The following is a 22,481-nucleotide window of genomic DNA, read 5'->3' on the forward strand; positions in this document are numbered from 1 at the left end:
CCACCATCCGCACCTGCGCGAACGAGACCTGCGGGCGGGGCTTCGTCCGCCAACGCGGCCGCGCCGAGTACGGCCAGAACCGCACCAGCGGCATCAAGTACTGCACCCGCGAATGCGCCCGCGCCCAAGCCCAACGCGAGCACCGACGCCGCAAGGCCGCCACGGCCCGGCCAGCCACCGCGACCACGGAATCCTCACCGGCCCCGCACGCAGAGGAGCAGCTCGGATGATCCACCTCCGCGAGCACCAGGTCACCGCAGTCGCCGCAATCCGTACCTGGGCCGGCCGCCCCAAACGCACCCCCGTTGGCTCACCGTATTTCAGCTGCCGACTTACGCCCCGGACCTCAACCCGCAGGAGGGCATCTGGTCCCTGGTCAAACGCGACGTCGGCAACCTGGCCGCCGCCGACCTCAGCCAGGTCACCCGCGCTGTGAAGCGCAAACTCAAGATGCTGCAGTACAGGCCGGAGGTGATCGATAGATGCTTGGTTGGCACCGGCCTGACCCTGTCGACGTGATCGTCAGAAGATACCGAAGAAGCGATCCCACCAGCTGGGCCGCTGAACATGCCAGGGCAGTCGGCTCGGCCCGTCGTAGTCACTCTCCAGTAGTTCCTCGGCAACCACAACATAGCCAAGCTCGACCAGCGCCCGGTTGACCTTGGCAAGGTCCGCGCCGTCGAGCTCGCCCTCGGTTTGGGCGTCATCCGTTCCGACGAAGGCGCCCGGGTTGTCGGCGCAGACCAGAGCCAACGAGCCGAACTTGCTCACGCAGACGACGATTCGAGTGCCGCATACGGTTACGTCTGCAGGTACGACGATGCGTCCGTACTCGCTGGAGTCCCGGGTGTCCTGCTCGGCCGTGCAGCGAGCTGCGAAGTCAACTTCGAGCCGGGCCATCAGAACACCGAAGTGGACTGCGGTCTCGCCACGGCCGTAGTGCCGCGGCCGCTCCAGCCACTCCGGATCATCGAGCTCGCGTAGCAACGCCAGCAGATCCGCTTCGCTCTCGGTCATGCGCTCATCTTGGCGCAGCAACCATCCGCGGAGCAGGTCGGGGCATCACCACACTCACCGTTCCCCGACATCACTCATTCAAGGTCAGTATTGCGGGACGGCCCTTAGGTTGACGGGCTCCAGCGGCTCCACCGCGTGCTGAGCACGTTCAGCAACGAGATTTGGGAGCCGTGGAAAATCCGTTGCCGGAGCAGCAGCATCTTCGATCGAATGCCTCCATGACTCATGACGGACCGGCGGACCATGTGGAGCAGAACCGACGCTTTTGGGATGACGAGGCCGCTGCGTGGCACGGACCGCTCGCCCGTGATCACTGGGCGCAGGTGGAACCCTCCTGGGGCTTGTGGTCCACCCCTGAGTCGCAGGTTTCCCTGCTTCCCGACAGCATTGACGGGATGCGCGCCATCGAACTGGGCTGCGGTACTGCGTACGTTTCCGCTTGGCTGGCCAGAGCGGGGGCTCACCCGGTCGGGATCGACCTTTCGGAGAAGCAGCTCGCCACTGCTCGCGCGATGCAGGCGGAGTTCGGCATCGACTTCCCCCTTGTCCTCGGCGATGCCGAGAAGGTGCCCTACGAGGACAACACGTTCGACCTGGCGATCAGCGAGTTCGGTGCCTCGCTGTGGTGCGACCCTTGCCAGTGGATCCCGGAGGCTGCCCGGCTGCTCGTTCCTGGAGGCCGGCTGGTGTTCTCTCGCTACTCACCGCTGTTCGCACTGTGTGTACCGCCTGCGGGGCCGGCGTCCACCACTCTGTCCCGCAGCCAATTCGGCCTGACGCGGCTGGACTGGGAGAATCACGTGGAGTTCGTCCTGCCGCATGGTGAGATGCTCCGTCTGCTGCGGTCCTGCGGCTTCGTCGTTGAAGATCTGATTGAGGTTCAGGCACCCCAGCATGCGCGGGACTACGAAGAGGTCTCCGCCGACTGGGCCCAGCAATGGCCCAGCGAGGAAATCTGGAAAGCTCGGCTGGCAGGCTGACAGCTTCGCAGGCACCCTGTATCAACTTCATCCCACAGAGCACCTCCACGCTCCCACCGTAAGCCCTCAGGTGTTACCAAAACAGACATCGCCCTACGGCTAGATGAGGTGTTCTCGACCCTGAGCGACAAGTGGTTTTTAAGTCCGTCGACAAAATCAATGGCGACATCGAAAGGTGACTTCTCACTTGTCTCTGAGGCGCGTGGCAGTCGGTTCGATCGGCGTGGAAATTGCTACTGAGGTTTTCATGGTGGGGTGGGTTGGTCGATAGCCAGGCCGGTGGCGGTGAGGCAGCCGTCGGTCAGGTGGGGTCGGAGTTGGATCCTGCGTAACTCGCGGCGGAGTTTGCGGTCGAGGTCGTGGGGTGTGTCGAAGGCAGTGTTGGCCATGGCCCTGCGCACGAGTGACCAGACAGCCTCGACGGGGTTCAGGTCGGGTGCGTATGAGGGGAGACGGACGGTGGTGAGCCAGCCGTGCTCGGCTTCGTACTTTTTCAAGCCCGCTGCCAGGTGGGTGTTGAGATTGTCCCAAACCACCACGATGGGAACGTCGAGCTGAATGTGGGCCCTCACCAGCAGTTCTCGGTAGTCCTGCCAGGAGAAGCTCTTCCGTGCTCCTTTCAGGAGCAGATGCTGACGGGGCCGGTAGATCAGTCTTGCGGTCTCGCCGGGTTTGTAGCAGCACAGCGCGGCGACCGAAGTCCTGCGGCGGGATCTTCCCCGAACGCGGATAACGGGTGTGTGGCCACGTCGTCCCCAGGTCCGGGCCCGGGGCGGAGTCATCGAGAATCCGGCCTCGTCCTCGAAGACGATCCACGCCCCGGACGCCGCCGCGAGACTTTTACCTGGGGCCACACCTCCTTCTTCCACAGCTCCACCGCGTGCTCGTCGTGTTCGAGCGCACGGCGGGCAGGTGCCTGCCAGGACCAGCCGTGCCGCTTCAGCAGTCGCCATACCGTCGCCAAACGACAGACTCAGTCGCAGACGACGGCGGATCACCGTCTGGACCCGGGCCAGAGTCCAACGCTCATCGTCGAAGCCGTGCGTTGACGGACCCTTGCCGAGTTCCTCCTCGAGCATCGCAAACTGGGCATCGGTAACGGTCGGGGAGTTGGCCGGTCCCGCGGAGCGTAGAGGCTCCATGCCGCCCTCGCGCCAGGCCCGGCGCCAACGCTCCACCGACCGCACACTCACCCGCAGGTCCTTGGCGATCACTGCGGTCTTCTCACCCGCCGCGAAACGCGCGCCGGCCCGGAGCCGGGATCCTGTCCCGAAACGCCCGACGCTCAGCGGTCAGGCCCCCACCCTCCGGATACTGCATCTCATCGGCATACCGCAGGGATCATGAACCGTCACCACCCGACGACAACCCGAAAACCTCAGTAACTGACTCTACGAAAGCTACTGATCATGGCGGCTTCGGCTCGGGCATGACCTGCTGGCGGCGCCTTGCAGCCTGGAACGAGGCCGGCGTCTGGGGCCGGCTGCACCAGCTGCTGCTGAACGAGTTGCGGTCGAGGAACCAGCTGGACTGGGAGCGGGAGGTGATCAACCCCTCGCGCGTGCGGGCCGCCCGGCGGTGCCCAAAAGCAGGCGTCGACGGACACAGCGTCCCGCTCGCGGTGTCGCTGATCGGCGGTGACGCAACGATGTCGCCCTTTTGCTGTCCTTCCTCGACAAGATCCCGTCGCTGGCCGACCGTGGCTACGGCCACGACATCTGCCGCCGCCTGCTCCGGCAACGCGGCATCCGGCCCGTGATCGGAAACGGGGCGACCGCACGGTACTGGCCTGGGCATCTTCCGTTACGTCGTCCACGAGGCATTCCTCGGCCTCGACGTCTGTCCGATCACCCACCGCCACGTCCAACGCCTTTGTCAGGACCTCTAAGCGACCATGAAGGACGTGATCGTGTCGGGCCCGTATCGGCCCAGCGTGTCCCGGGCCGCCACCTGCAGGTCTTCGAAGGTGCGGTAGGGCGGGGCGAACGTGATGGTCACCGAGGAGCCGGTGACGTACGTCCACGTACTGTCGGTCCTGAACCTGAAGCGGTAGCCGACGACCGGGGAGTCCCCGTCCCCGGGGGCGAGCGAGAAGGTGCCCGTGACCCCCGCTCCGCCTGCGGCTACGCAGGAGTTGGCGGTGCACTCGCTGTACGGACCGCCATAACTGATCTTCGGCGCGAGCGGCGCCGTCGGGTCCACGGTGAAGTAGCAGAACGCGGTGGTGGCCGAGGCGGTGTACTGGGCCTGGTCTGTCGCGTAGGCCCAGGTCGCGGCCGACATCCGGTAGACGGTGGCCGGGGCGAGAGTCGTCGACAGAACCGTCGTAACGCGCATGTCGTCGCTCACGAACCCCGTGGAGGGGACCAGGCTGTCGGCGACCCGCGTCCACGAACCGTCTGGGTTGCGGCTGTCGATGGTGAAGTCGGCCCGGAGGTTGGGTGATGGTGAGACGTCAGCCTCGTCGTGGACACGGGCGGTCAATTGCGGCCGCGGGCTGCCGACGGTATCGGGAGCGGACTCGTCCGTGGCACAACCGACGCCGCCGCCCCTGACGATGCCCTGCTCCGTCGGCACGGAGGGCGCGGAGGTCTCCACGGCGTGCGCCTCGGTGAGAGGCGCCAAGGCGAGCAAACCTGCCGCTGCCAAGACCCCCACACGGTTCATGAGTCGCCCCTTGAACAGGCCGTATCCACGATTTCCCTTGGACTTGTACATCCCACCCCTGTTCTCACCACATGCGATCACCTATGCGAACATTTATGCGATCAAGGAGCTTACGCACACCCCTCGGTAGGCGCCACGCAGTATCAGCCGGCCGTCGCCGCACCCCCTCCGCTGATGTGAGGCGGCGACAGCCCGGCGACCGCACACCGGGCGGGCTGTTCCGCGTAGCGCGTCGGCCGGTCACCCTTCCTTTCAGCGGGGGCCGGAGCGGCGGAGGCGGCTGCCTGTATGGGATAAGGTCCCGGTGCCGACCGCGCTGACACGGTCGCCTGCCGCCCGCCGTCCTTGGAGAGGCGCCGCACTCACCTCCAGTCCAGAGGCCTTTCATGACGTATGCGTCCCCACCCATGTCCAGTTCGTACCCGCCCGTGCCCGGCCGCGTGCTGCGTTCGCCCGTCGGCCTCGCGCGCGCTGTCACCGTGCTCCTCACCGTCGTCATCGCGGCCGATCTTCTGATCGTCGCGGCCTCGCTCAACATGCGTGGGCTGATGGGCGAGGTGGCCTCGGGCGGCATCGTCGACGTCGGTGAGAACGAGGCGAACCGTGCCGACTACGCGATGGCCGGATCGGCCGTGCTGTACGGCGTCGCCGTATTGGCGACTGCTGTCGTCTTCATCATCTGGTTCCACCGGGTACGCCACAACGCGGAGGTGTTCGCGCCCGACACCCAGAGCAGAACCCCCGGTTGGGCGATCGCCTGCTGGCTCATCCCGATCGCGAACCTCTGGATCCCGCGCGGCATCGCCGCCGACATACTGCGGGCCGCGCAGCCCGAGCCCCACAGCCGCGTACTGCGGCACCGCGGGCTCCTCAACGCCTGGTGGGGTGCCTGGGTATGGACCATGGCCTTCGACCGCTACGCCTCCAACACGTATGACAAGGCCCAGGACCCCGATGCGATCCGTGACGCGACGGAGCTGGTCATAGCCAGTGCCGCATTCGACGTCCTGGCGGCGGTGCTCGCCATTCTCTTCGTACGCCGACTGACCGCTGCCCAGCACGCGAAAGCCCTCACGAAGCCGAACACACCGGGACTTTGAGCCCTCTATCGGGCGGCTCGGCAGCCATGAAACTGTCGACCTGGTGCGCCGGTTCATGCGGAGCAGCTTCTCCGGGTCGCGTGAAGGGACGACGACGCCCGCGCCGTTGAAGGCGTCGGTGTCCCGTGTCTCAAGCTGTGGTTACCTGCGTGTCGACGTCGTTGCGAGGCTGTACGGCTCGGTGTACGGCGGGTTCGGGCAGGCCTCTGAAGAGGAGCCAGCTGAGCAGCGGCATCACGATGAGCGGGACGAGTGCGGTCTTGAGGGAGGAGGAGTCGGCGATGGCGCCGAGTACGGGGCTGGCCAGTCCGCCGATGCTGACCGTCAGGCCGAGGGTGGCGCCGGAGGCTGTGCCGACGCGGGAGGGGAGGTAGTCCTGCCCGAGAGTGACCTGGAGGGAGAAGGGGACGTACAGGCCCGCCGAGGTGAGGGCCACGAAGAGGTAGAGCGCCGGGCCGGGGGCGAAGACGACGCCGGCGACGGCGAAGACCGAGATCAGGTAGGACCGGCGACACACTCGGACGCGGTCCCACCGGCCGGCCAGGTGGCCGCCGAGGACGGAGCCGATGGCGCCACCGAGGTAGAGCACGAAGAGCGCCGCGGTTCCGGCGGCGGAGCTTCCACCCAGACGCTGCTGGGTGTACAACGCGATGAACGTGCTCAGGCCGACGAACACGATCGAGCGGAACACTACGGCCAGCGAGAGCTTGACGAAGGACTTCACGTCGTCGTTCCCGACCGTGGTCCTGGTGCCGGTACCTGTGGCATTCCGTCGGCCGAGCATGTGCAGGACGGGCACGCACAGGGCCGTGCCGGCCAGGGCGGGCAGCGGGGTGGCCTGCAGCCCCCAGGGGCCGATCACGGCGGAGACCATCAGGGGGCGAGGGCGAAACCGACGTTCCCGCCGAGGGAGAACCAGGCCATGCCGGTGTGGCTGCCCTGGCTGGCGAGTCGGGCGACCCGGGCTGATTCAGGTCATCTCCCACACCAGTGCCGCGGAAGGGCAGAGCGACGAGCAGCTCCGGCTGCGGGCGGTGCTGCTCGACCAGTTGCGGCTGGCTCCCCAGCAGCCGTTGCACCTGCCTGCCCCTTCCACGCCGCTTCTGACAGAGGTGTGCGACATGCTGCGCTCGGACCCGGCGGACGGCCGTTCCCTGGCCGAGCTGGGCCGCCAGGTCGGCACCAGCGAACGGACGCTGTCCCGGATGATCCGTCGTGACCTGGGCATGAGTTTCACGCAGTGGCGTACACAGATGCGGTTGCACCATGCGCTGGTCCTGCTCTCCGAGAAGACGCCCGTCACCTCCGTGGCCCACCAGTGCGGCTGGTCGTCGGCCAGCACCTTCATCGATGTCTTCCGCCGCACCTTCGGCCATACGCCGGGTAGCCACCACAACGCCGTTTGACGTTGCTGCGCGCGTGCTCGTGCGGTCCGGTGTCCCCGGCCGTTACAGGCATGACGGCCGGCCCGGCCCCCAAGTGTGCGCGGTGGTGTGGGACTTCGACCGTTGTCGTGGCCGCCTGCGACGGTTGGCGCGTTCGACCTGCCGCAGCAGCGGTTCGGCGAACTGGATGCTCTCGGCTGCCTCGACGGGGTTGCCGAAGTCGACGATGCCGTGACTGCCAGGGTTCTTGTACGCCCCTGCTCGCCGGAGCGAGGCGGTCGGCCGCGGTGTCGAGGTGGTCGTTGAATCGTTCGGCGCCCGGCTTCCGACGATCCAGCGCCTTCGCGGCCTGGGCCGCGACGGGGTTCGGCCCGGACGCTGGCCACCACCTTGCTTCATCTATCGAATCTCGATAGATTCCCATTGCATTTCGATCGAAGGGGAAGTGATGGGAAAGATCACCGTGCTGGCGTTGCGTGCCGCGCTCGTGGCACTGCTCGCCGGTTCGCTGTTCGTGCAGACTGTGATGGTCGCGCTGCTGGCCGACGACATGGAGGGCGGTGTGCTCGCCGACCGGCGCGTTCCGATCCTGCTGATCGTGGTCCTGGGCATCGGCACGGCCCAGACCGTCCTGGTCTGCGTATGGCGGCTGGTGAACATGGTGCGACGCGGGAACGTGTTCTCCGACGGCGCCTTCCGGTACGTGCATGTCGTGATCGGCGCTTTCACCGCTGCGGCGCTCCTGGTCTTCGCACTGGGCGTCGTGCTGGCGCCGGGCGAGGCCGTGGCTCCGGGCGTCGTCCTGCTGCTCGGCGGTATCTCCTTGGCGGTCTTCGCGGTCGCCCTGATCGTGCTCGTGCTGCGGATGCTGCTCGCCCAGGCGGTCGCCCGCGAGGTCGAGGCGACCCGGATGCAGGCCGAGCTGGCCGGGGTGATCTGATGCCGATCGTCGTCGACATCGACGTGATGCTCGCCCGGCGCAAGATGTCCGTGGGCGAACTCGCCGAACGCGTCGGCATCACCCCCGCCAACCTGGCGGTTCTCAAGAACGGCCGTGCCAAGGCGGTCCGGTTCACCACCCTGGCCGCGCTCTGCGAGGTCCTGGACTGCCAGCCCGGAGACCTGCTGCGGTGGGAGTCCGAAAGCCTGGCGAACGAGGCCACGCCCGCGGGGCGTCACCTGTGACGACACCGACCGGCACCGACCGCCTCGGGCCCACCGCCCGTACCGACGTCCTCGTCGTCGGAGCCGGGCTGGCCGGCCTCCACACCGCCACGCTCCTCGCACGGCAGGGCCACGACGTCCTCCTGGTCGACCGGCGCACCAGTCTCGCCGGCGCGGTCCGCACCACGGGGATCTTCGTGCGGAAGACGCTCGACGACTTCCCGCTGCCGCCCGAGCACCTCGGCCCACCGATTCGTCGGGTCGTCCTCTACCCGCCCGACCTGCGCCGCCCCGTCGCCCTGGTCAGCAGCCGCGACGAGTACCGCGTAGGAGACATGGCGCCTCTGTACACGGCGACGGCGGCCACCGCGAATACCGCCGGTGTGCGGATCGCCCTGGGCACGCGCTACGCCGGACGGCAGGGCGACACGTTCCGCCTCCTCAGCCGCGACGGGCCTACGGCGGTCCGAGCGCGGTTCGTCGTCGGTGCCGACGGAGCCCGCTCCAGCGTTGCCCGCGACCTCGCCCTCGACCGCAACCACCACCTGCTGGTCGGAGCGGAAGAGGTCTTCGAGCTTGCCGGCAGCGACGAGCCTCCGACCTTCCACTGCGTGCTCGACCCCTCGATCGCTCCCGGCTACCTGGCGTGGGTGGTCAACGACGGGCAGCACGCGCACGTGGGCGTCGCCGGCTATGCGGACCGCTTCCCGGACGGACTCCGAGGAGCACTGCGGCGGTTCGGCGCGTCAGCGCCCGGGTTGTCCGGCGTGGACCGTCCGGAAGCGGTGGAGCGGCGCGGCGGCCCGATTCCCGTCGGGGGCGTACTGCGCCGGATCGGCTGCGCCGTCGGCCTTCTGGTCGGGGACGCGGCCGGCGCGGTCTCCCCGCTCACCGCCGGCGGCCTGGATCCCTGTCTGCGGCTGTCGGAGTTCGCGGCCGAAGTCCTGGACCACGCACTGCACACCGGGCGGCCGGACACGCTGTCCGCCTACGACGGAGCCGCTCTGCGCGCCGCGTTCCGAGGCCGGCTGACCCTGCGCAGAGGACTGGCCCAGGTGCGCACACCCACCATGGCCCAAGCGGCTTTCACACTGCTCCGCACGCCGGTCGGCCGGGCCGCGGCGGGCCGGATCCTCTTCGGCGACAAGTCCTTCCCGACCCCCGCCCGTTGACCACTAGACCGATCGCCCGCCGCCCAGGGCCGGTCCATGGCGATCAACCGGGTGAAGAGGCGTGCCCCGGGTTGTCTGTCAGCGGCTGGAGACGGCGCTCGCGGTGACGTCCGCCAGCTCTGCGGCCGAGTCGGGTGTCAGACGGTAGAAGCCCTGGAGGCTGACCGAGTTCTCAAGACGGCCGTCCACCACGTACTTCAGCCGGCGGGTCCGACCCCGGCGGTTGCGCCAGGTGAGTCCGGCCAGCAGTTCGCCGGGGATGAGGGTGTCGAAGCGTACGGGCGTGGCGTCCACATGCACCGGCTCTGCGCCGCAGCCCCCGGCGCCGAGCATCGACCAGTCGTCGTGCCCGGGGTGGGCAGGGTCCTCCCACGTTGCGGGAGCCGTACCGCAGCAGCCGCGCCGCTCGCGGTCGACCACCCGCATCCGGCTCACCACGAACACCTCACGCCGGTTGACATGCAACGCGTACACCTCGTCCCCCACCTGAGCCCCCGTCCACGCGGGCAGGGAGGAATGAACACCGCTGAACGCAACCGGCGGCCGCTCCCCCACACGGCCGGCCTTGCGCAGCGCGCGGCACACGTCCTGGGTCCACAACACGGTGAAGGCATCAGACATGCGGTGATTCTATGAACGAGCACTGACACCCCCTGCGATCACTGCACGGGGTCGTCCTTCAACGCCGGGCCCCCGTCTGCGAGGTGGCGGCTCCGCTCAGGCAGTGGTCGAGGAGCGCGTGCATGCGAGGGACGGGGAGGGACGGGTTGGCCGCGGCGCCCTCCGCGGTGCGAAGGTCGGTGAGGAGGGTTTCCAAGGTTTCCGGTGTCAGGGTCGGGTTGGTGGCGGCTGCCCGGCGTACCGCATCGTCGGGGTCTTCCAGCGGGGGTTCGGGCAGAGCCGGGTCGGCCGCGGCCAGGGCGCGCACCTCCGCATCCGGGTGACCGATGAGGTGCGTCATGCCGGTGCGGGGGAACGCGGGCAGGGTCAGCAGGTGCGGACGGTGGGCCGGGCGGGTGACGAAGACGTCCAGCAGGAGGCGGGGCGGGGCCAGTGGGTGGTGGCAGGCCAGCCGGATCCGCACCTCCTCGTCATCGTCCAGCGCCAGTGTCCCGACGAGCTCTGCGGGCAGGCCGGGCCAGCTGGCCGCGACCCGGCGAAGCACCGGTTCCTCGGACGCCGCGCAGGCGACGTACCAGTCGGGTGACGGCTCGGTGGCCGGCCGCGTGATCGGGCAGGTGCAGTCGGGCCCGTGCTCGACGACCTTTTGCACCTCCTCAAATTCGGCCCAGGTACGGATGGAGGACTGGAGTCGGGCACGCATCCGCACGTCCTCGTCCGGGTCCTGTCCCAACTCCGCCGCCTCCGGTCCCAGGTCGGGCCGGGTGGCGACCAGCTTGCGAATCTCCGTATCGGGGTGCCGGGCGAGCCGGGCGAGGGCGTCGGCCGGGGTATGGCGGTTCCGGGCCAGCGGGTACACCTCGTCGTGCGCGAAGCACTGCTCGACGACCACGGTTGACAGGGCACAGGTGCCGAGCACGAACCATCTGTTGTGTGATCCGATGGGCGGCAGCTCGGCCTCCACCGTCGCCGGGTCCAGCTGTCGGCCACCCCTCCTCGCTGCTTCTCGTACGGCGGGGTCGGGATCGTCCAGCAGGGCATCGCGTTGCGCAGCGGTGAGGGACTGCCACTGGAAGGCGGCGTACAGACGGAGTGCGGGATGGTCGTGACCGGCCATGTCCCGCGGGAAGGACGGAGGGACCTGCCGGGAGGACCAGAGCTCTCCGGCGATCTCCTGTTCGGTGAGCCTGCCGTCCTCGCCTCCCTCCTGGGCGGTCAGGAAGGTGACGAGGATGTCGTCCGGCAGGGGCCTGACCCAGCGGGGCTGGAGCCGGGTGCCGCCGGCGAGATGCGCACGGACGAGTCCCGAAGGGTCCGACGCCAAGGGAGCGAGTCGTGCGGGGTCGACCTGCAGGTTGCGGGCGAGGGCGCGGCGGATCCGCTCGGCCGTGTGGCGGAGGGCCACGTCGGTGACGGCGTCGGGCAGGTCGCGGCCCTCGCACATCAGCAAGCCGGCCTCACCGGCCGCTTCGTCCAGGAGACGTATCAGCACGTCGGCGGGCGCCGCCGCGTTGAAGGCGATGCCGCGCAGCCAGAGTTCACGGAGAGAGTCGGGCACCACGTCATCATGCCCTCCCTGACCGTACGCGGCAGACCGCCAGGTTCCGCGTCCGTCCCCGTCGACGGATGCTGGAGGGCGCGCAGGAGCACCCCCACGTCGGCGGGAAGTACGCGCTCGGCGAGCTCCCGATGCCCTGCGGGGGGCCTACTCGTCGTCAGGGCCCCACTCGGTTCGATAGCCCGGGCGATCGGAGTAGCTGGTCAGCGCGAGAACTCGCACGGCCCAGTCACGGTGGAGGGCGTCGTGGTCCCCGGGGTCAGCGTGATCGGGATCGCGCCAGGCGGCGAGGAGATCCCGCCGCCGGCGGCCCGGCCACCACAGACACCCGCTTGACCATCAGCGTCCGGCCCGCCCGGCGGTCCCGGCGGATCACCCGGTGCAGTGTCGACACCGACTGAACCAGAGCCCCACCGCCAGCCGCGGCCATCCGACGCCACAGCTCAACAGCATCCCCTCCCACCTCGCCCGACACCGCATACCCCCGCCGGACCGACGCCCCCACCTGCCCAGTCGTCTTCACCCATTCCACCCAGCCCAACACCCCACACTCCGAAACGCCCGCCCCCGCGCCGGCAGGACCCACTCACATCACCACCGACACCAACCCAGAAAGGTCGCACGTGTCGCGCCGGGTGACGAGCAGGTGTTGAGGGCGCCGCCGGTCTGCGGGCTATGCGGCCGCGTCGGTCCACAGGTCGGTGGTGTGGGTGGCGATGAGAGCGGCGATGCGGGTGAGGACGTCGTCGGCCGGTTGCGGGGCGAGTCGGCGTCCGTCGCGCAGGCGCAGGGCGGTCTGGTCGGCAGCGGCCTCCCTCGCGCCGATGACGGCCTGGTACGGGATCAGGCGGGCCTGTCGGATTCGGGCGCCCAGGGTGCCGCGGTCCGGTCCCGCGATCCGGGTGCGCAGTCCGAGGCGGGTGCAGCGTCGGGCCAGGGACACGGCGTTGGGGAGTTCGGTGTCGGAGACCGGGAGGATGACCAGCTGGGTGGGGGCGAGCCAGGCGGGGAAGGCGCCGCCGTGCTGTTCGACGAGGTGGGCGACGGCGCGTTCCACACTGCCGATGATGCTGCGGTGGATCATGACCGGGCGGTGTCCGGTGCCGTCCGCGCCGGTGTAGCGCAGGCCGAACTGTTCGGGCTGGTGGAAGTCGACTTGGACGGTGGACAGGGTGGATTCCCGGCCGGCGCCGTCGGTGACTTGGACGTCGATCTTGGGGCCGTAGAACGCTGCCTCGCCCTCGGCCGACTCGTAGGGCAGGCCGGAGCGGTCGAGGACGTCGGTCAGGAGGGTGGTGGAGCGCTGCCACTTCTCGGGTGCGGTCACGTACTTGCCTCCGGGGGCCGGGAGGGAGAGCCGGTAGCGGGTTGCGACGATGCCGAGGGCCTCGTACGCCCGGCGGATCATCTCCAGCGCGGCCTGTGCCTCCTCGGCGACCTGGTCCAGGGTGCAGAAGATGTGTGCGTCGTTGAGGTGGATGGCCCGTACGCGGGTCAGTCCGCCGAGGACGCCGGAGCGTTCGGAGCGGTACATGCCTCCCAACTCGGCCATGCGCAGGGGCAGTTCGCGGTGGCTGTGGGGGCGGGAGCGGTAGATCACCGCGTGATGGGGGCACAGGCTCGGCCGCAGGACGAGTTGCTCGCCGCCGAGGTTCATCGGGGGGAACATGTCGTCGCTGTAGTGCGCCCAGTGTCCCGAGAGTTCGTACAGTTCCTGCTTGGCGAGGACCGGTGAGTACACGTGCTGGTAGCCCGCCCGCTGCTCGGCGGTGCGGATGTACTCCTCCAGGGTGTGGCGCACCGCCGCGCCGTCGGGCAGCCAGTAGGGCAGGCCGGCGCCGAGCAGCGGATCGGTGTCGAAGAGGTTCAGTTCGCGGCCGAGCCTGCGGTGGTCGTGCATGGTGGTCATCGCGGTCTCCTTGCTGGGCGCGGAGCAAGTGACCGGGCCTGCGACGAAGCCCCGGGGCACTTGCCCCGGGGCTTCGGATCAGGTCGTCTGTCAGCGCGCCGGGACACTCTCCGGCGTCGTCGTCATGGCAGCGCGCTTCATGCGGGAGACGTTAGCAGGCTGCCGCGTCGCGCACACGGCGTTTGGACGGTGGGGCGTCGCGCAGGGATGTCGCTCAGCTGTCTGTCCACCCGCTGCTCGCGCGTACCGCGAGCTGGTGGGGAATCACGACGTCCAGGGGTGGGACGGCGGAGGCCGGGCTGTATATGCGGTCGGCCAGGCATTGCAGGGACCGCTCGGCGATCTGGCGTTTGTCCGGGACCACGGTCGTCAGCGGCGGGTTCGCGTAGCGGCCGTCCTCGATGTCGTCGAAGCCGGCGAAGGCCATCTCGTGCGGGACACGCACGCCGCGTCGGCGGGCCACGTGCATGGCGCCGAGAGCGAGTTCGTCCGTGAACGCGAACACGGCGTCCGGTCGGATGCCCGCGTCCAGCAGAGCGGTCATCGCTTCCGCGCCGTCCGTGCGGTGCAGGGTCGTCACGGGCTGTTCCAGGGCGGGGTCCGGGTGCAGTCCGGCACGCCGCAGGGCGTTGCGGTATCCCGCCAGCCGCTGTGCGGCCGTCTCGTTGCGCAGGTGCGGTTGCGGGCCGATCGCGGCGATGCGGCGGCGTCCCGAGGCGAGCAGGTGGGTGGTCGCCTCGTCGGCCGCGAGGACGTTGTCCACGGCGACACGGTCGGCGAGGCCGTGCGGACGGCGTTCGCCCAGGAGCACGGCGGGCACGTGGCGCGGCCGTCCGGTCAGTTCCTCCGGGCCGAGGGCCCAGGGGCTGATGATGAGGCCGTCGACGAGTCTGCCGCCGGTGCCCTCCAGCAGCCGGCGTTCCGCGTCCGGGTCGCCGGAGGTCTGATCGATGACGACGGTCCACGCACGCTGCTGGGCGGCCTCGACGATCAGGGACGCGAGTTCGCCGAAGTACGGTGAGTAGAGTTCGGGGATCGCCAGGCCGATCAGGCCGGTGCGGCCGGCGCGCAGGTTGCGGGCGGCGACGTTCGGCCGGTAGCCGAGTTCGTCCAGCGCCGCCTGGACGCGTACCCGGGTCTCTTCGGCCACGGACGCCGAGCCGCTGACGACATTGGAAACAGTGCGCGTCGACACTCCGGCGAGGGCGGCGACATCCTTCAGGCGACTACTCACAGCGGCCATCCTCGCACGCCCCGGTGGCAGTCACCGGAATCCCGCCCACTCTATTGCAACGTCGCATTCAACGTCGCAACATAGTCGCAGCCAACGCAGCGCAAGGAGGCACACCACCATGAACGAGTCCGTCTTCCCCGGTGTCGACGCCGGCGCCCTGGACGTCGACGTGTCGGCGGACGTGGCAGCCCTCTACACGGACGGCATCACCGCACGCAGGGGCGCGTTCGCCCCCGGGTGGGCGGACCTGCTCGGCGAGGACGTGGCCAAGGCGTTCCAGGAGGCCCGCTCCCGGCCCGGCGGCGCGGTCGGTCGCGGGCCGAACCGGTACTACGTCGAGATCCACCCCGAGCAGATCAGGGGCTTCGTGGAACTGGTCGACCACCCCTGGGTGCGCTCCCTGTGCACGGCGACGCTCGGCCCCGGCTACCGCATCGTGGAACTCGGCTTCGACGTCCCGCTGGAGGGCGCCGTGAACCAGCCCTGGCACCGCGACTTCCCCATGCCCGAGGAGACACGCCGCGAGCGGCGTCTCACCTCGCTCGCCTTCAACGTCACCACGGTGGACACCGAGGACGACATGGGCCCCTTCGAAATCGCCCCCGGCACCCAGTGGGACGTCAGCGAGGAGTTCCAGCACGGCATGTTCCCGCCCCGCTCCCACTACGGCCGCTACACCGAACGGGCGGTACGCAAGTACCCGCGACGCGGTGACATCTCCGCCCGCACGGCCCTGACCATCCACCGGGGCACGGCCAACGGCTCCGCCAAGCCCCGGCCGGTACTGGTCCTCGGCGTCGACGGACCACAGGCACACAACGGTGACCGGCACGACACCGCCGTCACCCGCGCCTACTGGGAAACACTCCCCGAACGGGTACGCCGCCACCTCGACTGCCCGGTCGTGGACGAACTGACGCCGGTACGGCAGATGCACACCATCGAGGGCCTGATCATGGGCGACGCCTGAAACCACCTCACCCCACCGCCCAGAACACCCGCACCGACACGGCCGGCAACACCACCAACCGACAACACGGCCCTGAACACCCAGCCGGCGGGGCGGGGCGGGACCCGACGGGACGCGGCGCGGCAGACCTGTCAGGCCGTCAGACCGTCACTGTCGGCCGGCTCGTCCTGAACCGTCAGACCGGCAACCCACAACGGCATCAGCCAATGCACCGCAAGGACCGCCACGACCACCGGCGCCGCGTACACCGTGAGGGCCTTGCCGCCGGCCGCACCAGCGACCAGCAGAACGACAGCGATCGCAGCAAGGAGCAGGGTCGTCGCACGGTGGGCCCTGGCCCGCACCCGGGAGCGTTCGGCGGACTGACGCTCGTCCAGTGCCCGCTCCCGCAGTTCCAGCAGGCCGCGCGTGGCAGCGTTGATCGCGCCGGTCGCGACCATCCACGGCAGCAGCAGCACCGCCACGGCGACGAAGGGCCAGACCGGCTCCCCGGCCCCGAGGCCGGAGTAGGCCACCAGAGCGCCGATGGCCGCGGAAAGCGCCAAATGCGCGCCGACGACCAGGCGTCGACGGGGCGCCGTGGCGTACAGCGGCCGGGCCCGGCGGTCGTTCATCAGCCGCAGCATGCTGCGGTCGTAGCGCGTCAGCCGTGTCGTCGTCATGACGTCTTCCTCCCGTAGATCTCGTCCGTGAGCGGCCGGAACGGCTCGAGCGAGAACAGCGCCTCCACCGGCAGCCCGAAGAACTTCGCGATCTTCAGGGCCAGGTCAAGGCTCGGGTTGTACTGCCCCCGCTCGATGTAGCCGATGGTCTGGTAATGCACCCCCACCGCCTCGGCCAGGTGCTGCCGCGACACCTTCCGTTCGGTGCGCACCACGGCCAGCCTGTTGTGCACATGCTCGCTCATGTATAAGGAGTACTACATTTGGAATGAGGACTGCAACCTGGACAGGGGGCCGACTGCGCCCGGACGGCTGCTCGTCCGCTGGAACGCGGGGGGCGGATATTCAGGGATCCCCTGAACCCGATCCGGGTAGAGTCGGGCAATGCCCGAGCTGGAACGGCTGCATGTCGGCCACGCACCGGCGGTCCTGGCCTTCGAGCTGGCGAACCGCACCTACTTCGCCGCCTCGGTCCCCGACCGCGGTGACGCATACTTCGACGCGTTCAACGACCGGTACGAAGCCTTGCTGGCCGAGCAGGAGGCCGGGATCTGCGTCTTCTACGTGCTCGTCGCCCAGGACGGCTCGGTACTCGGCAGGTTCAACCTGTACGACCTGGACGACGGCAGCGCCCGACTCGGTTACCGGGTCGGGCAGCAGGCCGCCGGACGCGGCGTGGCGACGGCGACGGTCCGGGAGCTGTGCGGGATCGCGGCCGCGCGGCACGGCCTGCGCACACTGCGGGCAGCCGCCTCCCACGACAACGCCGCGTCCCGGAAGGTGTTGGTCAACGCCGGATTCGTCCCGGCCGGCCCCGCCGCCCCGGACGATCTCGGCGGCAGGTCGGGGGCCTGGTATCAACGCGATCTGGCACCGGGTTCGGACGCATCCGTCCAGTGACCTGGACTTGTCCGGGCGATCTCTGAGACAAGGGCGCCCCACACCCGTGAATCTCGTTGTCGAAGGTCTCGCCGAGTGAGGTAGAAGGGCGGTATGGATACCGCCGCACTTGAGCAGATGCTCGACGAGACCTTCGATCACGCTGTCGTGCACCACGGATACACCAACTACATGCGCGACTACGAGGTCTTCATCTACGCGACGGCTGCTCCCAGCACCGGCATCGCGTCGGCCTACCGGCGGTACCTCTTCCGGTACTGCGTCGAGGCCCGATGCGAGACGTCAGTACCAGCGGAGATCTGGCAGGCCTCCTTGGACGACCGTCTCCTCGATCACGAAACTGCTGACCCCGACCTCGGCGGTTACGTCTGGGGCGTGAAGTGTCATTGCATGTACCCAGGAGCTGAGCTTCTCCCCGAGTCGGAGGCTGCCCGCCGCTGGTCGAAGGCCGTCGGGATCGACTTCCATGAGGTTCGCATCGAGACCAACGCCCACAACCTGACCTTGATCTTCTCTGATCTTCAGGTGAGCGAGGTCCCGGCGGGATACGCACCCTTCGTGACAGATTAGAAATCAGGATTCGTGTGATCTTGTGACCGCCGCATCTCCGGATCGCTCCTCACGTCATGGGATGCGGCGATCCGAGTCATGCGGAGCGGAAACGGCCGCAGCCGTCCCTGCCGGTCAGTAACCAGCACTGCGGCAAGTGGCGCAATCACCGGCAGGTGATCGACGGGATTCTGCACCGAATGCCGTCATCATCAGGCTCCGGACATGACCGGCCGGACAAGTCCTAGTAGCTGTCGTAGCTCGGCTCGCCGTTCGGCCGGTAGACGCCGACGACGGTGCCGCCCTTCGTCGTCGAGACACTGACCGGCTCCAGTGCCGTGGGGATCGCTCCGTCGGCGAACAGCCGCTTACCGGTGCCGATGATCACCGGGTGGATGGTGAGCCGGTACTCGTCGACGAGGCCGTGACGCATGAGGGTCTGAGCGAGGTCGCCGCTGCCGACCACGCTGATACCGCCTCCGTCGGAGGCCTTCAGCTCGCGTACGGCAGCGACGACGTCGCCCTCCAGCAGCGTGGAGTTCTGCCACTCGACAGAGGTCAGGGTCCGCGACGCCACGTACTTCCGCATGCTGTTCATCCGGTGGGTGAAGGGGTTGCCCGGGTCGGCCGTCGGCCAGTACGACGCGAAGATGTCGTACGTCCTGCGGCCGAGCAGCATCGCCTCGCAGTGCTCGTACCAACCGGCGATGGCCTCGCCGACTTCCTCGTCGTCCACCGGCTTCTGCCAGCCGCCGTGCTCGAAGCCGCTGCCGGCGTCCTCGTCCGGGCCGCCCGGCGCCTGCATGACACCGTCGAGCGTCAGAAACGTGCAGATAATGATCTCGCGCATGGTGCGCTCCCTCCGTCAACGGGTAGACCCCGCCGCCGCCGGATTCTCATCGGGCGAAGCCCGTCGCCGTCGGCAGTTCCCGCAGCCCCGGCTCGGCAGATGTGTCGCGCGCCGGGGCGGTCCGCGCCTACCGGAAGCCGAGGTCAGGATCGGCACCGACCAGTTCCCCGCTGACGGCCCACAGGCGAGCGGCGACGGCCGGGTCAGCCATGTGCGGGGGCACGGGTTCGCATCGAGGTTTGCCGCGCAGTCCGCAGACCCTCGGCCCCCACAGCTGCCCTCCTTCGACGCCGGGGTCGACGGCGGCACGGACCAGGGGCCACGCCCCGGCACACTTGCCCTGCACAACGAGCGCCGCCGGCAGGCCGCGCAGCCGCTCGCCGGGGGTCGTCACGCTGATCGGCGGACGGGAGGGGGTGAGGGAGTCCAGCGCGCCGCCGGGATGGGCCACCACGCTGAGGACGGTGCTGCCGACGGCGCGCAGCCGGCGGTCGAGTTCGAAGCCGAAGCACATCTGCGCCAGCTTCGAGCGGCCGTAGGTGCGCTTGGGCCGGTAGTCCCGGGCCGACTGCAGATCGTCGAGGTCCAGCCGTTCGGACCGCGCCGCGAAGCTTCCCACGGTCACGACGCGGCCCGCCGGAGCCGCGGACAGCAGGGGGGCGAGCCACTGGGTCAGCGCGTAGTGGCCGAGGTGGTTGGTGGCGAACATCAGCTCGTGGCCGTCCGCGGTCAGTCGACGCGGCGGGTCGTCGAACGCGACGCCCGCGTTGTGGACCACCGCGTCGAGACGAGCGAGATCCAGCCGGTCCGCGGCGCTCTTCAAGGAGGCCGGGTCGGCGAGGTCCAGTTGCAGGTGCCGCACGCGCGCGCCCGGGACACGGGAGCGGATCGAGGCCACGGCGGTGGCGGCCCTCGCGGGGTCCCGGCTGCCGATCACGACGAGGGCGCCGGTGGTGGCGAGTTGTTCCGCGGCGAAGTAGCCGATCCCGGCGTTTCCTCCGGTGACCAGGAAGCTGCTTGCCTCGGCGGACGGCAGCCGGTGCACGTCCCACGGCCGGTTCTGGGATACGGCGGACACGATGGCAGGCTCCTTGTGCTTTCGAACGGCGTGCTCATGAACAGCACCGGTTCGCCCAAGGTGGCCCCGCCCGCCGACAGACCGCCGACGGATCGCCGACAGCCCGCGCCCGCCGCCGACAGACGACCGACACGGCCGGCCCCAGCCGGTGCCCTCGAGTTCGGTGGCCGGGCCCGCGCCGGAAGAGGCCGGGTGCATTGACGGGCCGTCGGCGCCGGAACTATGGTCTCGACGATTTCACGAACAGCGTTCGAGATAGCGAACAGCAGGTCTCCCGTCCGTCCTGCCCGTGCACGATGAACGCAAAGGTGGTTTCCATGTCCGCTCCTCTCAGCAGAAGGCGCCTCCTTCAGTTCGCCGGAACCACGGCTGCCGCCACCGCCGTCGGTCCCCTCGCCGGGGGCTCCCCCGCCCACGGAGCGGCGGTCCTCCCGCCGGCCCGGGCCGACATCGGCGCACTGGCCTTCCCCTTCGACCTCGGCGCGGTGAGGCTGACCCCGAGCAGGTGGCTGGACAACCAGAGCCGGACACTGTCGTACCTGCGGTTCGTCGACGTCGACCGGCTGCTCCACAACTTCCGCGCCAACCACCGCCTGTCCACGAACGGCGCCGCCGCGACCGGCGGCTGGGAGGCCCCCGACTTCCCCTTCCGCAGCCACGTGCAGGGCCACTTCCTCACCGCCTGGGCGCAGGCGTACGCCGTGACCGGGGACACCGCCTGCCGGGACAAGGCCCTGTACATGGTGGCCGAGCTGGCCAAGTGCCAGGCCAACAACGGCGCCGCGGGCTTCGGCACCGGATACCTCTCCGGCTACCCCGAGTCGGACTTCGCCGCCCTGGAGTCCGGGACCCTGAACAACGGCAACGTGCCGTACTACACGATCCACAAGACCCTCGCCGGTCTGCTGGAGGTGTGGCGGCTCCTCGGCAGCACACGCGCCCGTGACGTACTGCTCGCCCTGGCGGGCTGGGTCGACCGGCGCACCGGGCGACTGAGCACCACCCGGATGCAGGCCGTCCTGGGCACCGAGTTCGGCGGCATGAACGCCGTCCTGACCGATCTCTGCCAGCAGACCGGTGACACCCGCTGGCTGGCCGTCGCCCAGCGGTTCGACCACGCCGCGGTGTTCGACCCGCTGGCGGCGAACCAGGACCGGCTGGCCGGGCTACACGCCAACACGCAGGTGCCCAAGTGGATCGGGGCGGTGCGCGAGTACAAGGCCACCGGCAGCACGCGCTACCGGGACATCGCCACGAACGCCTGGAACATGTGCGTCACCACCCACACGTACGCCGTCGGCGGCAACAGCCAGGCGGAACACTTCCGGGCCCCGAACGCCATCGCCGCGCACCTCGCGAACGACACCTGCGAGAGCTGCAACACCGTCAACATGCTCGGTCTGACCCGGGAACTGTTCGCGCTGTCTCCGGACCGGGCCGAGCTGTTCGACTACTACGAGCAGGCGTGGCTCAACCACATGATCGGCCAGCAGAACCCGGCCGACCCCCACGGCCACGTCACCTACTTCACCCCGCTGAAGCCCGGCGGCCGACGCGGTGTGGGCCCGGCGTGGGGCGGCGGCACCTGGAGCACCGACTACACCACCTTCTGGTGCTGCCAGGGCACCGGACTGGAGATGCACACGCGGCTGATGGACTCCGTCTACTTCCACGACGGAGGAACCACCCTGACCGTGAACCTCTTCGTCCCCTCGGTCCTCACCTGGGCCGAACGCGGCATCACGGTCACGCAGTCCACCTCGTACCCGGCGAGCGACACCACGACGCTGCGGATCACCGGCGACGCGGCCGACACCTGGGCGATGCGCGTCCGCATCCCCGGCTGGACCACCGGAGCCGTCGTCAGTGTCAACGGCGTCAGGCAGCACGTCACCACCGCCCCCGGAACCTACGCGACCCTCGACCGCGCCTGGGACTCCGGGGACACGGTCACCGTCCGCCTGCCGATGCGCACCGTCGTGCGGCCCGCCAACGACGACCCCGCCGTCGGTGCCGTCACCCACGGCCCGGTCGTCCTGTCCGGCGACTACGGGGACACGGCCCTCTCCTCCCTCCCCTCACTGGACGTCGCCTCGATCCGGCGGACCGACCCCACCGCGCTCGCCTTCACCGCCACCGCGAACGGTGCCAGGGTGAACCTCGGTCCGTTCCACGACGCCCACGGGCACAACTACACCGTCTACTGGAACACCGGCGGCCGCACCCCCGTCCGTATCGCCAACGCCGCAGGGGGTCTGGTGCTGGGGATCCAGGACATGTCCACCGCCGACGGCGGTCGTGCCCTGCTCTGGACCGACTCGGGGACCGCCGACCACGACTGGGAGCTGATCCCCGACGCGGGCGGCACCCATCGCCTGCGCAACGTGCACAGCGGCAAGGTGCTGGGCGTGCTCGACATGTCCACGGCCGACGGCGCCACCGTGCTGCAGTGGACGGACAACGGGACCGCCGACCACCGGTGGACGCTCAACGACCAGGGCGACGGCACCTGCACGATCCGCAACGCCCACAGCGGCAAGCTGCTCGCCGTCCAGAACGACTCCCCCGGGATGGGCTCCTTCGTCGTCCAGGACGCGGACGACGGTACGGCCGACAACCGCTGGCGCGTCGTGCGCTGACGCGCCCACCCGGAATCCGGCCGGAT

General features: G+C 69.4%; 21 protein-coding genes and 5 pseudogenes. 13 read left to right on the forward strand and 13 right to left on the reverse strand.

Going from position 1 to position 22,481, the window contains the following annotated elements:
- Positions 1-230 (forward strand): annotated as a pseudogene (locus tag Sco07f_RS39025) (hypothetical protein); the annotation flags it as partial.
- A gap of 76 nt (positions 231-306) precedes the next feature.
- Positions 307-519: pseudogene (locus tag Sco07f_RS41410) on the forward strand (IS630 family transposase); the annotation flags it as partial.
- Positions 520-522: 3 nt separating this feature from the next.
- Here the strand turns inward: Sco07f_RS41410 and Sco07f_RS39035 are convergent.
- The gene (locus tag Sco07f_RS39035; RefSeq protein ID WP_108990731.1) at positions 523-1,017 is read right to left on the reverse strand and encodes a hypothetical protein; all 495 of its coding nucleotides are present in this window, start codon (positions 1,015-1,017) and stop codon (positions 523-525) included.
- 170 nt (positions 1,018-1,187) lie between these two features.
- Here Sco07f_RS39035 and Sco07f_RS39040 point away from each other — a divergent pair, with 170 nt between their 5' ends.
- A complete protein-coding gene (locus Sco07f_RS39040; RefSeq protein WP_244942259.1) occupies positions 1,188-1,997 on the forward strand; it encodes a class I SAM-dependent methyltransferase in 810 nt (269 codons plus the stop codon).
- Positions 1,998-2,242: 245 nt separating this feature from the next.
- Here the strand turns inward: Sco07f_RS39040 and Sco07f_RS41195 are convergent, their stop codons facing one another.
- Positions 2,243-3,211 carry an IS630 family transposase gene (locus tag Sco07f_RS41195; RefSeq protein WP_305793849.1) on the reverse strand — a complete coding sequence of 323 codons (969 nt, stop codon included), beginning with the start codon at positions 3,209-3,211 and terminating at the stop codon, positions 2,243-2,245.
- Positions 3,212-3,411: 200 nt separating this feature from the next.
- On the opposite strand from Sco07f_RS41195, the pseudogene Sco07f_RS41415 reads away from it, so the two are divergent.
- A pseudogene (locus tag Sco07f_RS41415) lies at positions 3,412-3,508 on the forward strand (IS5/IS1182 family transposase); the annotation flags it as partial.
- A gap of 373 nt (positions 3,509-3,881) precedes the next feature.
- Here Sco07f_RS41415 and Sco07f_RS39060 read toward each other — a convergent pair.
- Positions 3,882-4,622 carry a hypothetical protein gene (locus tag Sco07f_RS39060; RefSeq protein WP_159107056.1) on the reverse strand — a complete coding sequence of 247 codons (741 nt, stop codon included), beginning with the start codon at positions 4,620-4,622 and terminating at the stop codon, positions 3,882-3,884.
- 449 nt (positions 4,623-5,071) lie between these two features.
- Between Sco07f_RS39060 and Sco07f_RS39065 the strand changes: the two genes are divergently transcribed.
- The gene (locus Sco07f_RS39065; protein ID WP_167468354.1) at positions 5,072-5,764 is read left to right on the forward strand and encodes a DUF4328 domain-containing protein; all 693 of its coding nucleotides are present in this window, start codon (positions 5,072-5,074) and stop codon (positions 5,762-5,764) included.
- Between the two features lie 130 nt (positions 5,765-5,894).
- Here Sco07f_RS39065 and Sco07f_RS39070 read toward each other — a convergent pair.
- Positions 5,895-6,739: pseudogene (locus Sco07f_RS39070) on the reverse strand (MFS transporter); the annotation flags it as partial.
- 38 nt (positions 6,740-6,777) lie between these two features.
- On the opposite strand from Sco07f_RS39070, the pseudogene Sco07f_RS39075 reads away from it, so the two are divergent.
- The 4 genes and pseudogenes from Sco07f_RS39075 to Sco07f_RS39090 all read left to right on the forward strand — a co-directional run.
- A pseudogene (locus tag Sco07f_RS39075) lies at positions 6,778-7,170 on the forward strand (helix-turn-helix transcriptional regulator); the annotation flags it as partial.
- 427 nt (positions 7,171-7,597) lie between these two features.
- Complete coding sequence (locus tag Sco07f_RS39080; protein ID WP_108990737.1) at positions 7,598-8,089, forward strand: DUF2975 domain-containing protein; 492 nt, start codon at positions 7,598-7,600, stop codon at positions 8,087-8,089.
- A complete protein-coding gene (locus Sco07f_RS39085; RefSeq protein WP_007387365.1) occupies positions 8,089-8,334 on the forward strand; it encodes a helix-turn-helix domain-containing protein in 246 nt (81 codons plus the stop codon). The genes Sco07f_RS39080 and Sco07f_RS39085 overlap by 1 nt, the downstream gene beginning before the upstream one ends.
- On the forward strand, positions 8,331-9,485 hold the full coding sequence (locus tag Sco07f_RS39090; RefSeq protein WP_108990738.1) for an FAD-dependent oxidoreductase: 1,155 nt from the start codon (positions 8,331-8,333) through the stop codon (positions 9,483-9,485). Before Sco07f_RS39085 ends, Sco07f_RS39090 begins: the two co-directional genes overlap by 4 nt.
- Before the next feature lie 78 nt (positions 9,486-9,563).
- On the opposite strand, the gene Sco07f_RS39095 is transcribed toward Sco07f_RS39090, so the two are convergent.
- The 5 genes from Sco07f_RS39095 to Sco07f_RS39110 all read right to left on the reverse strand — a co-directional run bounded on the left by Sco07f_RS39095 (position 9,564) and on the right by Sco07f_RS39110 (position 14,807).
- On the reverse strand, positions 9,564-10,106 hold the full coding sequence (locus Sco07f_RS39095) for a hypothetical protein (protein ID WP_087788205.1): 543 nt from the start codon (positions 10,104-10,106) through the stop codon (positions 9,564-9,566).
- Positions 10,107-10,164: 58 nt separating this feature from the next.
- Entirely contained in the window at positions 10,165-11,664 is a 1,500-nt protein-coding gene (locus tag Sco07f_RS39100; RefSeq protein ID WP_244942260.1) for a hypothetical protein, read from the reverse strand.
- 147 nt (positions 11,665-11,811) lie between these two features.
- Complete coding sequence (locus Sco07f_RS41315; RefSeq protein ID WP_369695818.1) at positions 11,812-11,988, reverse strand: DUF6221 family protein; 177 nt, start codon at positions 11,986-11,988, stop codon at positions 11,812-11,814.
- A 349-nt stretch (positions 11,989-12,337) separates the two neighbouring features.
- A complete protein-coding gene (gene thrS / locus Sco07f_RS39105; RefSeq protein WP_108990752.1) occupies positions 12,338-13,564 on the reverse strand; it encodes a threonine--tRNA ligase in 1,227 nt (408 codons plus the stop codon).
- Positions 13,565-13,787: 223 nt separating this feature from the next.
- Complete coding sequence (locus Sco07f_RS39110) at positions 13,788-14,807, reverse strand: LacI family DNA-binding transcriptional regulator (protein WP_108990740.1); 1,020 nt, start codon at positions 14,805-14,807, stop codon at positions 13,788-13,790.
- A 118-nt stretch (positions 14,808-14,925) separates the two neighbouring features.
- Between Sco07f_RS39110 and Sco07f_RS39115 the strand changes: the two genes are divergently transcribed.
- On the forward strand, positions 14,926-15,777 hold the full coding sequence (locus Sco07f_RS39115; protein WP_108990741.1) for a phytanoyl-CoA dioxygenase family protein: 852 nt from the start codon (positions 14,926-14,928) through the stop codon (positions 15,775-15,777).
- Between the two features lie 131 nt (positions 15,778-15,908).
- Here the strand turns inward: Sco07f_RS39115 and Sco07f_RS39120 are convergent, their stop codons facing one another.
- Both Sco07f_RS39120 and Sco07f_RS39125 read right to left on the reverse strand, forming a co-directional pair.
- Complete coding sequence (locus Sco07f_RS39120; RefSeq protein WP_108990742.1) at positions 15,909-16,439, reverse strand: hypothetical protein; 531 nt, start codon at positions 16,437-16,439, stop codon at positions 15,909-15,911.
- Positions 16,436-16,684: a helix-turn-helix transcriptional regulator gene (locus tag Sco07f_RS39125; RefSeq protein WP_007387403.1), complete on the reverse strand. Its 249-nt coding sequence runs from the start codon at positions 16,682-16,684 to the stop codon at positions 16,436-16,438. The genes Sco07f_RS39120 and Sco07f_RS39125 overlap by 4 nt, the downstream gene beginning before the upstream one ends.
- A 139-nt stretch (positions 16,685-16,823) precedes the next feature.
- Here Sco07f_RS39125 and Sco07f_RS39130 point away from each other — a divergent pair, with 139 nt between their 5' ends.
- Both Sco07f_RS39130 and Sco07f_RS39135 read left to right on the forward strand, forming a co-directional pair.
- Positions 16,824-17,339 (forward strand): GNAT family N-acetyltransferase, encoded by a 516-nt coding sequence (locus tag Sco07f_RS39130; protein WP_108990743.1) that lies wholly within the window; start codon positions 16,824-16,826, stop codon positions 17,337-17,339.
- 93 nt (positions 17,340-17,432) lie between these two features.
- Complete coding sequence (locus Sco07f_RS39135) at positions 17,433-17,909, forward strand: YxiG-like protein (protein ID WP_108990744.1); 477 nt, start codon at positions 17,433-17,435, stop codon at positions 17,907-17,909.
- Positions 17,910-18,132: 223 nt separating this feature from the next.
- Here the strand turns inward: Sco07f_RS39135 and Sco07f_RS39140 are convergent, their stop codons facing one another.
- Positions 18,133-18,738 (reverse strand): dihydrofolate reductase family protein, encoded by a 606-nt coding sequence (locus Sco07f_RS39140; protein WP_108990745.1) that lies wholly within the window; start codon positions 18,736-18,738, stop codon positions 18,133-18,135.
- Positions 18,739-18,865: 127 nt separating this feature from the next.
- Entirely contained in the window at positions 18,866-19,816 is a 951-nt protein-coding gene (locus Sco07f_RS39145; protein WP_108990746.1) for an SDR family NAD(P)-dependent oxidoreductase, read from the reverse strand.
- A 317-nt stretch (positions 19,817-20,133) separates the two neighbouring features.
- Here Sco07f_RS39145 and Sco07f_RS39150 point away from each other — a divergent pair, with 317 nt between their 5' ends.
- A complete protein-coding gene (locus tag Sco07f_RS39150; protein ID WP_108990747.1) occupies positions 20,134-22,455 on the forward strand; it encodes a beta-L-arabinofuranosidase domain-containing protein in 2,322 nt (773 codons plus the stop codon).
- The last annotated feature ends 26 nt before the right edge of the window (positions 22,456-22,481 follow it).

This window comes from Streptomyces coelicoflavus (assembly GCF_003112555.1).
GTDB classification, from domain to species: domain Bacteria; phylum Actinomycetota; class Actinomycetes; order Streptomycetales; family Streptomycetaceae; genus Streptomyces; species Streptomyces coelicoflavus.

Excerpts from the sequence above, each read along its gene's own strand:
- Sco07f_RS39085 (WP_007387365.1), top strand. The coding sequence starts at position 8,089 with ATGCCGATCGTCGTCGACATCGACGTGATGCTCGCCCGGCGCAAGATG.
- Sco07f_RS39150 (WP_108990747.1), top strand. The coding sequence starts at position 20,134 with ATGTCCGCTCCTCTCAGCAGAAGGCGCCTCCTTCAGTTCGCCGGAACC.
- Sco07f_RS39095 (WP_087788205.1), bottom strand. The coding sequence starts at position 10,106 with ATGTCTGATGCCTTCACCGTGTTGTGGACCCAGGACGTGTGCCGCGCG.
- Sco07f_RS39135 (WP_108990744.1), top strand. The coding sequence starts at position 17,433 with ATGGATACCGCCGCACTTGAGCAGATGCTCGACGAGACCTTCGATCAC.
- Sco07f_RS39065 (WP_167468354.1), top strand. The coding sequence starts at position 5,072 with ATGTCCAGTTCGTACCCGCCCGTGCCCGGCCGCGTGCTGCGTTCGCCC.
- Sco07f_RS39130 (WP_108990743.1), top strand. The coding sequence starts at position 16,824 with ATGCCCGAGCTGGAACGGCTGCATGTCGGCCACGCACCGGCGGTCCTG.
- Sco07f_RS39125 (WP_007387403.1), bottom strand. The coding sequence starts at position 16,684 with ATGAGCGAGCATGTGCACAACAGGCTGGCCGTGGTGCGCACCGAACGG.
- thrS (WP_108990752.1), bottom strand. The coding sequence starts at position 13,564 with ATGCACGACCACCGCAGGCTCGGCCGCGAACTGAACCTCTTCGACACC.
- Sco07f_RS39140 (WP_108990745.1), bottom strand. The coding sequence starts at position 18,738 with ATGCGCGAGATCATTATCTGCACGTTTCTGACGCTCGACGGTGTCATG.
- Sco07f_RS39080 (WP_108990737.1), top strand. The coding sequence starts at position 7,598 with ATGGGAAAGATCACCGTGCTGGCGTTGCGTGCCGCGCTCGTGGCACTG.
- Sco07f_RS39115 (WP_108990741.1), top strand. The coding sequence starts at position 14,926 with ATGAACGAGTCCGTCTTCCCCGGTGTCGACGCCGGCGCCCTGGACGTC.
- Sco07f_RS39035 (WP_108990731.1), bottom strand. The coding sequence starts at position 1,017 with ATGACCGAGAGCGAAGCGGATCTGCTGGCGTTGCTACGCGAGCTCGAT.
- Sco07f_RS39120 (WP_108990742.1), bottom strand. The coding sequence starts at position 16,439 with ATGACGACGACACGGCTGACGCGCTACGACCGCAGCATGCTGCGGCTG.